Origin of the sequence: Nitrobacter hamburgensis X14 (assembly GCF_000013885.1) — a bacterium.
Lineage (GTDB): Bacteria > Pseudomonadota > Alphaproteobacteria > Rhizobiales > Xanthobacteraceae > Nitrobacter > Nitrobacter hamburgensis.
This window is the reverse complement of the sequence record NC_007964.1, coordinates 4,070,627-4,084,045: the sequence shown is the minus strand read 5'-3', so window position 1 is coordinate 4,084,045 and position 13,419 is coordinate 4,070,627. Positions and strand designations below refer to the sequence as shown.

At 61.5% G+C, this 13,419-nt stretch carries 11 protein-coding genes and 1 tRNA gene; 10 read left to right on the top strand and 2 right to left on the bottom strand.

The features are described from left to right. The first annotated feature begins 79 nt into the window (after positions 1-79). Both NHAM_RS29350 and NHAM_RS19020 read left to right on the top strand, forming a co-directional pair. Positions 80-655, top strand: coding sequence for a helicase-related protein (locus tag NHAM_RS29350; protein ID WP_245270081.1), 576 nt, complete (start codon positions 80-82; stop codon positions 653-655). A 36-nt stretch (positions 656-691) separates the two neighbouring features. Next, positions 692-4,525 (top strand): ATP-dependent DNA helicase, encoded by a 3,834-nt coding sequence (locus NHAM_RS19020; RefSeq protein WP_011512072.1) that lies wholly within the window; start codon positions 692-694, stop codon positions 4,523-4,525. Between the two features lie 541 nt (positions 4,526-5,066). Here NHAM_RS19020 and NHAM_RS19015 read toward each other — a convergent pair. Further along, positions 5,067-5,143, bottom strand: a tRNA-Arg gene (locus NHAM_RS19015). A gap of 241 nt (positions 5,144-5,384) precedes the next feature. Next, complete coding sequence (locus NHAM_RS19010; protein ID WP_011512071.1) at positions 5,385-6,863, bottom strand: sensor histidine kinase; 1,479 nt, start codon at positions 6,861-6,863, stop codon at positions 5,385-5,387. A 322-nt stretch (positions 6,864-7,185) separates the two neighbouring features. Between NHAM_RS19010 and rpmH the strand changes: the two genes are divergently transcribed. From rpmH to dapD, 8 genes are all read left to right on the top strand, one after another. Beyond that, positions 7,186-7,320 carry a 50S ribosomal protein L34 gene (gene rpmH, locus NHAM_RS19005; RefSeq protein ID WP_011512070.1) on the top strand — a complete coding sequence of 45 codons (135 nt, stop codon included), beginning with the start codon at positions 7,186-7,188 and terminating at the stop codon, positions 7,318-7,320. 23 nt (positions 7,321-7,343) lie between these two features. Beyond that, a complete protein-coding gene (rnpA, locus tag NHAM_RS19000) occupies positions 7,344-7,679 on the top strand; it encodes a ribonuclease P protein component (RefSeq protein WP_011512069.1) in 336 nt (111 codons plus the stop codon). 72 nt (positions 7,680-7,751) lie between these two features. Further along, the gene (yidC, locus tag NHAM_RS18995; RefSeq protein WP_041359261.1) at positions 7,752-9,578 is read left to right on the top strand and encodes a membrane protein insertase YidC; all 1,827 of its coding nucleotides are present in this window, start codon (positions 7,752-7,754) and stop codon (positions 9,576-9,578) included. Positions 9,579-9,722: 144 nt separating this feature from the next. After that, positions 9,723-10,376: a ribosome biogenesis GTP-binding protein YihA/YsxC gene (yihA, locus tag NHAM_RS18990; protein ID WP_011512067.1), complete on the top strand. Its 654-nt coding sequence runs from the start codon at positions 9,723-9,725 to the stop codon at positions 10,374-10,376. Next, positions 10,373-10,759: a DUF423 domain-containing protein gene (locus NHAM_RS18985; protein WP_011512066.1), complete on the top strand. Its 387-nt coding sequence runs from the start codon at positions 10,373-10,375 to the stop codon at positions 10,757-10,759. The genes yihA and NHAM_RS18985 overlap by 4 nt, the downstream gene beginning before the upstream one ends. Positions 10,760-10,848: 89 nt before the next feature. Beyond that, positions 10,849-11,745 (top strand): acetylglutamate kinase, encoded by an 897-nt coding sequence (gene argB, locus NHAM_RS18980; RefSeq protein WP_011512065.1) that lies wholly within the window; start codon positions 10,849-10,851, stop codon positions 11,743-11,745. Beyond that, complete coding sequence (locus NHAM_RS18975) at positions 11,742-12,455, top strand: pyrimidine 5'-nucleotidase (RefSeq protein ID WP_011512064.1); 714 nt, start codon at positions 11,742-11,744, stop codon at positions 12,453-12,455. The genes argB and NHAM_RS18975 overlap by 4 nt, the downstream gene beginning before the upstream one ends. A gap of 73 nt (positions 12,456-12,528) precedes the next feature. Beyond that, entirely contained in the window at positions 12,529-13,374 is an 846-nt protein-coding gene (gene dapD, locus NHAM_RS18970) for a 2,3,4,5-tetrahydropyridine-2,6-dicarboxylate N-succinyltransferase (RefSeq protein WP_011512063.1), read from the top strand. Positions 13,375-13,419: the final 45 nt, after the last annotated feature.

Genomic DNA, 13,419 nt, shown 5'->3' with positions numbered 1-13,419 from the left:
GTCGGAGCGGCTGGCGGCACGCTTTGATCGGCGCTGGTTTCCGGCTGACCAGGCTGGCCTCCACGAAAAACTCACCGAAATGGGGGTGCTGGCAGAACGCAGCTACCGGCCGCTACGGTACGAACGACCGATCACGTTGACTGCGCGCGAACAACAGCACGTGGACACTTTCGGGGAACTCCCTGACAGCGTCGTGGACCGTATCGGTGAAGATGCCGATCGAAACGACCTGATTGTCGATGCCGTGCTGAACAGCACGGCAGAATCCATTCTGCTGTTCGCGAACTCTGTCGCGCACGCACAATACCTCGCGGCGAGATTGCACCTCTCGGGTTGTCCCGCGGCGGCAGTCAGTAGCCAAACGGACAGACTGGCACGGCAGCATTTTACCCGTCGATTCCGTGCGGGTGATCTTCGGGTGATCTGCAATCACAGCGTGCTTACAACCGGCTTCGACGCACCCAAAGCCGACATGATCCTGATCTCAAGGCCGGTCTTCAGCCCCGTACTGTACATGCAGATGGTGGGCCGGGGTCTCAGAGGACCGGCGAACGGCGGTACCGATCACTGTGAGATCATGACTGTCGAAGACAATATCATAAATTTCAGCGATCGCCTCGCCTATCACTTCTGCAGGCGCTTTTTTGATACGTGATGCAGCGCGGAAGCGCCCTGCTGGAAGGAACTGCCGATGATCGCCGGAGCAAGACGCTTGCCAACCATGCACGTTTCTGTCCGCGTGCCATGGCACGACGGTCGATGGGCCGGAAAAATTTGTGCCAATCCGCGTGGAAACACCTCCTGCCTTGTCCTCCCGAGAATTGCAGAAATCCGAGACGATGACTTCGAGTCAAGCATTGCCGGTGAAGCCTGGGATGCGGAGGGCGTACAGCTACCGGCTTGTGCAGCTGAGCGCGGCGCGTTTATGGCTCCCTTTGGCTATAGCCACCGCACCCGACATCCTTACAGCAAGCGCACTGATGGCGACGGGAAGATTTATGCTCATTTCCGCGAGACTACCTTTCAACATGCTCCCTATTCCGCTGCGGCCGTCCCGTTCGGATGGATGATGAAAGACGATGACGGCGTTCCGGCCAAAGCGAAGGCGTATCAGTTGGGTTTCATGCCGGAGCTTGAACCCAAGCTGTCATTCAAGACGATTTGGGTTCAGGAACGCCGGAACCAGCTTGCGATGCTCGACACATTCTTCGGCGCTATCACCCCCGAGGAGTCTCTTGTTTTCTTCTACGCCAAGCGCACTCCGCTGACGGATGACGGGCGGCGAGTCATCGTCGGCATAGGTCGAGTTCTGAAGGTCGACCCTTCCATCGAATACATCTACGAGAAGGGGGTGTCGGCGGATGCCATGCGCTGCGTCCTGTGGGAGCGCAATCTGCATCACTCGATCCGCCCAGAGATCAAGGACGGCTTTCTCCTTCCCTACCACGACCTGATCGACCTAGCCGCAAAAGACCCGAGCATTGATTTGTCGAGTCTTGTGCTCCACGCACCCGAGGAACATTGGGATGCATTCTCAATGGGCACTGAGCATGTGACGCATGACCAGGCGATCACGGTTCTGCTCGCCTGCGCGTCGCTATTGGAGCGCCTCGAAAAGGTGATACCTGGCAACTGGTCCGCCGCTTGGGGCTGGGTCGACACTCAGCTCAACCGAATCTGGCGCCTTCGAGGTGCCTTTCCCGGCCTTGGCTCAGCGCTAACAGCGTTCGGATTGACTCACGGCACCCTGGTCGCTCACGCCATTGGTCAACAGCTGCACGCGGACGGGTCTCAGGATGTGCGCGATCCTTGGCCGCTCGTCGAAAAGGTGCTTCACGAGCCGACACTGCTCGCTCCCGATTTGGCAGCGACCGTTGGTCCGACGGCGGCAAAACTCTGGGGCAGCCTGAAGCCCGAACGGCGGGCGCTGCTGAAGCTGCTTGCCAGATTCGAGATCACTGCCGATCAGGCGACCCGATGGTTTGTAACCGAGGAACGCAAGCGGGCAGACATCACGGCTTCTGACACGGAAATTCTGGCGAACCCGTATCTTTGCTTCGAAGACGACCGCGGACGCATAGATCCGATTTCGGCAGCAGTGATCGATCGTGGACTGTTCCCCGACGCCACGATTGCGGCAGCGGCGCCCGTACCTGATTCCTCCCGCTGTGCGGAGGCGATTGATCCTCGTCGCGGCCGCGCGTTGATGATCACCACGCTCGATCGAGCAGCCGGTGAAGGGCATACCTTGCTTCCCCAATCTTGGCTCGTGCAACGCGTCCGCGACCTCGACATCTCGCCCCAATGCGCAATCGGCGCCGATTGGATCGAGGCATTTGGCACGTTCTTGAAGGCAAGGATCGCCGTCGCCCGTATAGCGGATGGCACACCCGCATGGCAGCTCCAGGAGTATGCAGAGTCACGCGACATCATCTCGGCTCGTGTAAAACGGCGCCTCGCGGGCAAACGCCATGCTGGTGAGCACGATTGGCGAGTCCTCATCGACCAGCAGCTTCCGCCGTTTGCCGACGCGAGCGACCCCGAGACGGAAGAGCTTGCGCGCATCGAAAAAGCCAGAGCGCTGGAGGAGATTTATCGGTCCCGGTTTTCGGTTCTGATCGGGCCTGCTGGCACGGGCAAGACGAGCCTGTTGACGGCCCTCCTGTCGTTGCTGTCAGTCGCCGCCGGTGGTGTCCTCCTGCTCGCGCCGACCGGCAAAGCGCGGGTTCAGATGCAAAAGCGGGCCAAGAACGCGCAGGCCTACACACTCGCGCAATTCTTGTTGGCACTCGGACGCTATGACCCGCTGACCGGGGCCTATCGCGTTACCGATGGCGCGAACCGCGAGCGCGGCTTCAAGACTGTAGTCATCGACGAGTGCTCGATGCTGACCGAGGACCAATTGGCAGCCATCCTTGATGCTATCGAGACAACGGCCGTCGAGCGATTGATATTGGTGGGCGATCCGAGGCAGCTCCCGCCGATCGGCGCGGGTCGCCCCTTTGTCGACATCGTCCGCTATTTGAACGACGACCATGCTATCGCAAATAACGAGGCGCCGGCCGGGTATGCGGAACTTAAGATCGTACGCCGGCAGACCGAGCAATCAGTCGCGGCGGGACAGCCGTCAGCGGCTCGTGACGACATCATCTTGTCGAGGTGGTTCGGGGGAGAGGCTCCCGATCCCGGTGCTGATGAAGCCTGGGATCGTCTAGCCAGCGGCAAGTCGATCGGCATTCGAGCTGTTCGCTGGGAAGGCGACACCGACCTCCAGACGAAGCTTCTTGCCGAGATCAAGGCAGCGACGCGGGCCATTTCGAACAAGCAAGGCTTCGACGACGAGCGGGACGACGCCACCTTCGAAATTAGCGTCGGCGGTCGTCCGTACAATAAGGCGGTCTACTTCAACCTGTCGCGTTCGGAAAAAGACGCCAAGGGCGTCGAAAGCCGTCGTGGTGGAGGCGCCGACGCTGAAGCATGGCAGATACTGTCACCGGTACGCGCTGGCGAGACCGGCGTAGACGGTTTGAATCGATGGCTTCAAAAGTCCTTCCGACGGCAAGCACGTGCTTGGGCCGAACCCGAAAAATATTGGGAGCGAAAGACCTGCAAGCCGTTGGGCGCACAAGGGGTCCTGTACGGCGACAAAGTGATCAATGTCGCCAATGCGAGGCGGTACGACGTCTATCCGAAAATGGAGAAGGGTTATCTCGCCAACGGCGAGATCGGAATTGTTGTGGGTCAGTACAAAGGGAGCAGTTGGAAGCCAAAGGGGCTCCCCTGGAAGATCGAGGTCGAATTCTCTTCGCAGCTCGGTTTCAAGTTTGGCTTTGGAGGAAGTGATTTCGGCGATGAAGGCGAAGCGCCTTTGGAGCTCGCTTATGCGTTGACCATCCACAAAGCCCAAGGCAGCGAATTCGGCATGACGTTCATCGTGATCCCGAACCCCTGCCGCCTGCTTTCGCGCGAACTGCTCTACACCGCATTGACTCGTCAACGCGAAGAAGTGGTCCTCCTTCACCAGGGCGACCTTCGCGCCCTCTTAAAGCTGTCTTTATTCGAACATTCCGAAACCGCCCGTCGCCTGACAAATCTGTTTTTCGATCCCAAGCCTGTCGAGCATGTCGGCGCATTCCTCGAAGAAGGTCTCATTCACCGCACCACACGCGGCGAGCTCGTCCGTTCAAAATCAGAGGTGATCATTGCCAATCTGCTTCACGCCCTTGGCATAACCTACGCCTACGAACAACCCTTCACAGGGCAGGACGGCAGCGTTCGATATCCTGACTTCACGATTGAAGACGCAGAGACTGGTCGGCGTGTCTTTCTGGAGCACCTTGGGATGCTGACTGAACCAGCATATCGACGCCGCTGGCTAGCGAAGTTGGATTGGTATCGGTCTCAAGGGGTGTTGTCGGAAGACGAGGGTGAAGGAGATGCGGGAATCCTCGTGACGACTACTGAAGAGAAGGGAATCGACTCTGCCGGCATTGAGCAGAAACTGCGCGTGCTGTTAGGGCTATAGGCACTATTTCATTTGTCGTACAACAGAGCTTGGCGCCGCATGACAGCTTAGTCGGCAAGCATATCGGCGGCAGCGTACCCGTCCGGCAACAAGCCGAGTTCTTCTGCGGCCGTTGTTGGAAGTCGAGGCCAGGGGCGCGACGGGTGAATACGCAAGATGCCCCGTCAAAACGCCCCTTGCGTTTGCTGCGGCACTCGCGCCGCCTTCGTTCGGCATACCAAGCAGCGACGGAGCCCATACCAACGAGATCTGGCGTCGCTTGTGAGCGCATTAGGTCCAAAATTGGGGGGCCTAGAGAGGGACGGAATTAAACCTCTAGCGTTAGTCAGTTGGCGCAGTATTCCCCGCGGCTCAGAATCCATTTTCAACGCAAATGACCTGATCCTGCGTGCACGTGCGGTCGTCGTCGTGCGTCCGACTATCGAAAATATATTCGTAGCAACGCCCCAAAAGGCCCCTTGTTCTGCTTACTATCTGCTTACTTTTGCAAAGTTGCGGTAAGCGAACTGAGTCAGACAATTAGCTAACTATTTGAAATCACTGGCGCGCCCGAAGAGATTCGAACTCCTGACCCCCAGATTCGTAGTCTGGTGCTCTATCCAGCTGAGCTACGGGCGCGTTTTGTCGCGGAAATCGCGGGTAAGTTAAATGCACTCGAAACAGGCGTCCCGAAGGCGGGCCATTGCTAACGGCTCCCGGTCGGCTTTGCAAGCGGCGCGGCCGCGCTGACGGTGCCGTGCGACAGGAAAATCGCATGGGATCACCTCGGCGACCGGCGACAAGGGTGCGCTTGCTAACCTTCTGGCAGAAAATACGAAATCCTGATGCGCCGGGCCGCGTGCCGACGTTAAGATTCGGCCTACGCGCGCGCGCGTTCGTTACGGATAGCCTGCAACTCCACCGGGCGATCCGGAATCGTGATCCGGAATGTCGCGCCAATGGTGCCTTCCACCAGATGGATGTCGCCGCCGTGCGCACGCACCAGTTCCGCCGCGATCGCAAGACCGAGGCCGCTGCCGCCCGGACGGACCGATCCCTGGAAAGCCTCGAACAGATGGTTGCGCGCCTGTTGCGGAACGCCCGGTCCGGTATCGGAGACCTCGATGATCGTCACCGCGCCTTCGCGGCGGCCGGTGACCCGGATCTGCCGGGTCGCGGCATCGCTTTGCGGCTGGCTCTCCAGAGCCTGCGCGGCGTTGCGCACGAGGTTAAGCAGAATGCGGAAAAGCTGATCCGGATCGGCATCGATCGTGAGGCCGCGCTCGATCGCGTTGATCCAGGTGATCGACCCTTCCGGCGCAAGTCCCGCCGACTCGCGTACCTCGTTGACGACAGGCTCGATCGCCATCATCCGCCGGACGGGGGCGGCCTCCTGCGCGCGTCCGTAAGACAACGTCGATTGGCAGAACGCTATGGCGCGTTCCAGCGAGCGCATCAGCTTGGGCGCGAACCGCTGCACCCGCGGATCGGGTACACTGGCCAACTGATCGGACAGCAACTGCGAGGACGCCAGCAGATTGCGCAGATCGTGATTGATCTTCGATACCGCGAGGCCGAGCGCGGCGAGCCGGCTCTTCTGATGCAGCATCGACACGAGATCGCGCTGCATGTCGGAGAGTTCCCGTTCGGCGACGCCGATCTCGTCGCCGCGCTGTGACGGCACGATGATCCGCGCCGAACTCTCGGGGTTTTGGTGAAAGCCTACGAGATTCGCGGTCAGGCGCCGCATCGGGCGGACGAACAGGTAGTGCAGCGCCAGATAGACCAGCGCCGCGGTCAGAACCGCGATCGCCAGCGAGACCAGCAACAGGTTACGCGAAAAACGGTACATCGACTGGCGCAGCGGCAATTCGTCGGTGACGACTTCGATGAACTGCGCGCCGCGCGGCCCCGGCCCGATGATGCGGATCGCCTGGTTGCCGCTCTCCAGCATGGTTTCGAACGAGCCGACGATGGCCGACCACGGCGTCATGGTGCGCATGTCGATGTCATGATCGATCGCTGCCGGCAGATCCGCGCTGGCGAGCAGGCGGCGCTGCTGGCCCATCTTGATGGCGACGGCCCGCGCGCCGATGCTGCCGAGAATTTGCCGCGCGAGCGAATCGGGCACCATGCCCGACGGCGCCGCGTCGAGCACCAGCGCGGCCGTGTTCGCGGCGGCCAGCCGGTCGTTGAGCCGGTTCGCCCGGAAGTTGGCGATCGCGGGGACGTAGATCAGGATTTCAGCGATCATCACCAGCGGGATCGTCAGCAGCAGCAGCTTGCCGGAAAGGCCGAGCCGGCCGCGCAACGATAGCCGCGCTGCCCGAACCCGGAGCTGTTCGATCGCCTGTGACACGACTGCCCTCCGCGGGACCTGCGGCAAACTGACAGTGATCCGCGCTCCCGAACCGGCCGCCGGCGCCGACTTCGGGCAAATCGCTGGAACACATCCGTAATATAGGCCCGGCGCGAGATTTGGCCAATTCGGCCGGGCCGGGGAAACGCTAAAGGGCAAGATTGACGAAAACAGGCCGCTCCCGTATAAGCCGCGCCAACTGTCCGCGATGATCCGGTTTCAACCGGGGCGGCTCGTTCGGGCCGAAAGCGGCTCGGTTCGGGTCGGCATTACCGGACTTAACCCCAATATCAGGCGACTTGCCCGGTCAGCGGAGATACCCGTGAAGCGGACTTATCAACCCAGCAAACTCGTGCGCAAGCGCCGTCACGGCTTTCGCGCCCGCCTCGCGACCACTGGCGGCCGGAAGATTCTTGCCGCGCGGCGCGCCCGCGGTCGCAAGCGATTGAGCGCCTGAGCGAATCTCCCCGAGATATCGTCATGGACCGGTTGAGGCAGCGGGCGGCCTTCCTCGCTGCTGCCAATGGCCTGCGGGTCAATGCCCCTGCCTTCGTGGTGCAAAATCGCCGTCGCAACGATGACGGCCCGATCAGGATCGGCTTTACGGTGACCAAAAAGAATGGCACCGCGACCGAGCGAAACCGTATCCGCCGCAGGCTTCGCGAATTGGTGAAGCGCGTGGACGCCGTATCCATGCGACCGCACAGCGATTATGTGGTAATCGGCCGCCGTGCTGCGCTCGACCGGGGTTTCGCCGTCATGCTCGATGATCTGCGCTCGGCGTTCAATCGCCTCGATCGCCAGCATCCAGGATGATCGCGGCGTCAAGATCGGCGGCATTAACGGCGCATCGAGCTGCAACCCGAACCGAATGACGAGACCTGAATGATGTCTGAGAACCGCAATACCATCATCGCCATCGTTCTGTCGGGCCTCATCCTGATCGCCTGGCAGTATTTCTACAACATCCCGCAGATGGAAAAGGATCGCGCCGCGCAGCAGGCGCAAAGCCAGACGGCAAAGTCTCCGACCGAGCCGACGCCAAATTCGCCCAAGCCCGATCACCCTGCGGCGGAGTCCGTGGTTGCCCGGGGCGTTGCCATTGCGACCACGCCGCGCGTCAAGATCGACACCCCGCGCCTGAGCGGAAGCATCTCGCTGAAGGGCGCGCGCATCGATGATCTCCTGCTGACCAAGTTCCGCGAGACCGTCGATCCCGCTTCACCCGCGATCGAGCTGTTTTCGCCCTCCGGCACGACCACTCCGTATTATGCCGAATTCGGGTGGGTTGCGGCTACCGGATCGACCGCACGGGTGCCGGACCAGAATACGGTGTGGCAGCAGGAAGGGTCGGGCGCACTGACACAGTCCACCCCGGTCACGCTGAAATACGACAATGGCGAAGGGCTGACGTTCCGTCGCACGATCGCGGTGGACGACCACTATCTGTTCACGATCAAGGATGAGGTCACGAACGCCGGCGGTGCGCCGGTGACGTTGTATCCGTTCGCGCTGATTTCACGCCATGGCACGCCGGCAGTCTCCGGCTACTACATCCTGCACGAAGGTCTCATCGGATATCTCGGCGATCAGAAGCTGCAGGAATATTCCTATAAGAAGATCGACGAAGCCAAGTCGGTCAGCTTCAAGGTCACCAACGGCTGGCTCGGCATCACCGACAAATATTGGGCCGCGGCCCTGCTGCCCGACACCAGCGCGCAGCTGCAGGCGCGCTTCTCGTCCAATGAGTCAGGTTCGGTCAAGACCTACCAGGCCGACTATCTGGAGGATGCGCAGACCATCCCCGTCGGCGGCACCGGTTCGGTCAACACGCGCCTGTTCGCCGGCGCCAAGGAAGCCGGCGTTGTCGGCATCAACTTTCCGTTCGTGGAACTCGGCGGCTACAACAAGCAACTCGGCCTCAACCATTTCGACCTGCTGATCGACTGGGGCTGGTTCTACTTCATCACCAAGCCGATGTTCCTCGCGCTGGATTTCTTCTTCCATGTCTTCGGCAATTTCGGCATCGCGATCCTGTTTGTGACGGTCCTGATCAAGGCGATCTTCTTCCCGCTTGCCAACAGGTCCTACGCCTCGATGGCGAAGATGAAGGCGGTCCAGCCGCAGATCGCCGCGTTGAAAGAGCGTTTTCCCGACGACAAGATGAAGCTGCAGCAGGAGATGATGGAAATCTACAAGAAGGAGAAGATCAACCCGATCTCGGGCTGTCTTCCGATGGTCTTGCAGATTCCGGTATTCTTCTCGCTCTACAAGGTGCTGTTCGTGACCATCGAAATGCGTCACGCGCCATTCTTCGCCTGGATCAAGGACCTGTCTGCGCCCGATCCGACCCACATCTTCAATCTGTTCGGGTTGCTGCCCTACGATCCGTCGGCGGTGCCGTTGCTCGGTCCCTATCTCGCGATCGGCGCGTGGCCGATCATCATGGGCATCACGATGTGGTTCCAGATGAAGCTGAACCCGACGCCGCCGGACCCGACCCAGAAGCTCATCTTCGACTGGATGCCGGTGATCTTCACCTTCATGCTTGCGGCGTTCCCGGCCGGCCTCGTGATCTACTGGGCCTGGAACAACACGCTGTCGGTGATCCAGCAGAGCTACATCATGCGCCGCAACGGCGTGAAGGTGGAACTGCTCAACAACGTGAAGTCAGTCTTCCGCCGCAAATCCTCCGACAAGCCGGCGAAGACGTAGAATCCTTCCATTGTCATTGCGAGGAGCGAAAGCGACGAAGCAATCCAGTTCCAAGCCGCGCTACGCTGGATTGCTTCGCTCAGCGCAAAATTGGCAAAGCCAGTTTGGTCCCGAGTTCGCAATGACGCCTGTGAAAGCTCTCGCATGACAACCGGCGCCGATGCGGACCTGATAGAGCGGGGCCGCAAACTGTTTGCGGGCGACTGGCAATTCATCTGGGCCTCGCCGTCGATCGAGACGCTCCCGCCGATGGCTGGCGTCGAGGTCGCGTTCGCCGGACGTTCCAACGTCGGCAAGTCGAGCCTGATCAACGCGCTGACCGGCCGCGGCACGCTGGCCCGAACCTCCCGCACTCCCGGCCGCACCCAGGAACTGATCTTCTTCGAAGGCCCGAAAGACGCCGATGTCCGGCTGGTCGACATGCCCGGCTACGGCTTTGCGTCGGCGCCGAAAGCCAGGATCGCGTCGTGGACGTCGCTGATCCATAAATTTCTGCTCGGCCGGGCGAGCCTTGCGCGAGTCTATGTGCTGATCGACTCGCGCCACGGCATCAAGGACATCGACCAGGCTATTCTGACCACCCTCGACAGGTCCGCGGTGAGCTACCAGATCGTGCTGACCAAGGCCGACGAGGTGAAGGCCACTGAGATGGCGGAGCGGACCGAGGCAACCAGGACGCTGCTCGCCAAACATCCGGCGGCGTTCCCGGATGTACTGGTCACGTCGTCGCGCACGGGCTACGGAGTGCCTGAGTTGCGCGCCGCCATGGCCCGCCTGATCGGAGAGCATCAGCGATGACACAGTTCGGCTGGTTTCGGATCGTCGTCTTTGCGGCGGGGCTGATGGGCGCCGTCGGCGTCATCCTGGCCGCCGTCGCGGCGCACAAGACGGGTGGCACTCTTCTGCTCTCGGGCTCGTCGATGCTGTTGTTTCATGCGCCCGCCGCGCTGCTGGCAATGCTTCTGGCGGATCGGCAGATCATTCGTCCGCGCCTCGGTTTTGCTGCCGCCGGCGGCTTCGTCGCTGGCGCGATCCTGTTCAGCGCGGATATGACGGTGCGACAATTCCTCGACCACCACCTTTTCCCGAGAGCCGCTCCATCCGGAGGAACGCTGATGATCCTGGCCTGGTTTTTGCTCGCGATCGCCGCCATCTGGCCTCGCGCCGCTACCCGTCCCTAACGGTCGCGATACCGATCCAGAGCGGCTTTGCGGTCCTGCCGCCGATCGGTTAGAACCCGCCCCATCCCGCCGGCCAAGAGACCCGCTTCATGTCCGATGCCTCCCGAATCAGCCCGCTCGATCAGGCCCGCATCCTGTCCGAGGCGCTGCCGCATATGCAGCAATATGACGAGGAAACCATCGTCATCAAATACGGCGGTCATGCCATGGGCGCGGAGGATGTCGCCCGGCAGTTCGCCCGCGACATCGTGCTGCTGGAACAGACTGCGATCAATCCGGTGGTGGTGCATGGCGGCGGCCCGCAGATCGCCACCATGCTGCAACGGCTCGGTATCAAATCCGAGTTTGCGGCCGGCCTGCGCATTACCGACGCCGCGACCATCGAGATCGTCGAGATGGTGTTGGCCGGATCAATCAACAAGCAACTGGTCGGCTACATCAATGAAGCCGGCGGCAAGGCCGTCGGACTCTGCGGCAAGGACGGCAACATGGTCACCGCCTCGAAGGCGACACGCACCATCGCCGATCCGGATTCGAACATCGAGAAGGTCGTCGATCTCGGCTTCGTTGGCGAACCCGAAAAGGTCGATCTGACGCTGCTGAACCAGTTGATCGGCCACGAACTGATCCCGGTTCTGGCGCCGTTGGCCACCTCGAAAGGCGGCCAGACCTTCAACGTCAATGCCGATACTTTTGCGGGCGCGGTGGCCGGCGCCCTGAAAGCCAAGCGTCTGCTGCTCCTGACCGACGTTCCCGGCGTGCTCGACAAGTCGAAGAAGCTCATTCCCGATTTGTCGATCGGCGACGCGCGCAAGCTGATCGCCGACGGGACCATTTCGGGCGGCATGATCCCGAAGGTCGAAACCTGCATCTACGCGCTCGAACAGGGCGTTGGCGGCGTGGTCATCATCGACGGCAAGACCCCCCATGCGGTGCTGCTCGAGCTTTTTACCGACCAGGGTACCGGGACGCTGATCCACAAGTGACCGACGCGCGACGACAACTGCAGCGCGGCTTCAGTCACATCGACACCTGGGTGTTCGATCTCGATAACACGCTCTATCCGCATCACGTCAACCTCTGGCAGCAGGTCGACGCTAGAATCGGCGAATACATCGGGCAATTCCTCGACGTCGATCCGGTTGAGGCCCGGCGGATCCAGAAGGATTATTACAAGCGCTTCGGCACCAGCATGCGCGGCATGATGACCGAACACGGCGTCTCCGCCGACGACTATCTCGCTTACGTCCATCGGATCGATCACTCGCCGCTTAAGCCCAACCCGGCGATGGGCGCGGCGCTGGAAAGGTTGCCGGGCCGCAAGCTGATCCTCACCAACGGCTCGACCGCTCATGCCGGCAAGGTGCTTGAGCGGCTCGGCTTCGGTCATCACTTCGAGGCCGTGTTCGACATCATCGCCGCCGAACTGGAGCCGAAGCCGGCACCGCAGACCTATCGCCGCTTTCTCGACCGGCACCGTGTCGATGCGGCGAAGGCCGCGATGTTCGAGGATCTGGCGCGCAATCTGGTTGTGCCGCATCGGCTCGGCATGACCACCGTTCTGGTTGTGCCGGACGAGACACAACAGGTCGTGCGCGAGGACTGGGAGCTGGAGGGACGCGGCGCGCCGCATGTCGATCATGTGACCGACGATCTGACCGGGTTTCTGGCCACGCTGGCAGCCTCCGCCGCTTGACTCTCCGCCGCCGAATCCCGACAAAAGCGCCGTTTGCCACCCGGTTCCGCGGCCTGTTTCATAAGGAATAGCGATGTCTCTCGCCTCTCTCGAGACCACGATCAACGGCGCCTTCGACGCGCGCGAGACCGTCACCGCCGCGACCAAAGGCGAGGTGCGCGAGGCGGTGGATCATGCGCTCGACCTCCTCGACAAGGGCGAGGTGCGCGTTGCCGAGCGCGCGGCGGATGGCAAGTGGACTGTCAATCAGTGGCTCAAGAAGGCGGTGCTGCTGTCGTTCCGTCTCAACGACATGAGCGTCATTCCCGGCGGCCCGGGTAAGGCTGTGTGGTGGGACAAGGTGCCGTCGAAATTCGAGGGTTGGGACGAGAACCGGTTTCGTGACGCCGGCTTTCGCGCCGTGCCGGGCGCGATCGTCCGCCGCTCCGCCTACATCGCGAAAAACGCGGTGCTGATGCCGTCGTTCGTCAATCTCGGCGCCTATGTCGACGAGAGCACCATGGTCGACACCTGGTGCACGGTCGGCTCCTGCGCCCAGATCGGCAAGCGCGTGCACATCTCCGGCGGCGCCGGCATCGGCGGCGTGCTGGAGCCGCTGCAGGCCGGACCCGTGATCATCGAGGACGATTGCTTCATCGGCGCGCGCTCGGAAGTGGCGGAAGGCGTGATCGTGCGCAAGGGCGCGGTGCTGTCGATGGGCGTGTTCCTCGGCGCCTCCACCAAGATCGTCGATCGCGAAACCGGCGAGATCTTCATGGGCGAAGTGCCGGAATATGCCGTGGTGGTGCCGGGCGCGCTGCCGGGCAAGCCGCTGAAGAACGGCCAGCCGGGCCCGTCCACCGCCTGCGCGGTCATCGTCAAACGCGTCGACGAGCGCACCCGCTCCAAGACCGGCATCAACGAACTGCTGCGGGATTAGAGCATGATCCCGAAAAGTGGAAACCGGTTTTCGGATAAGCTCATG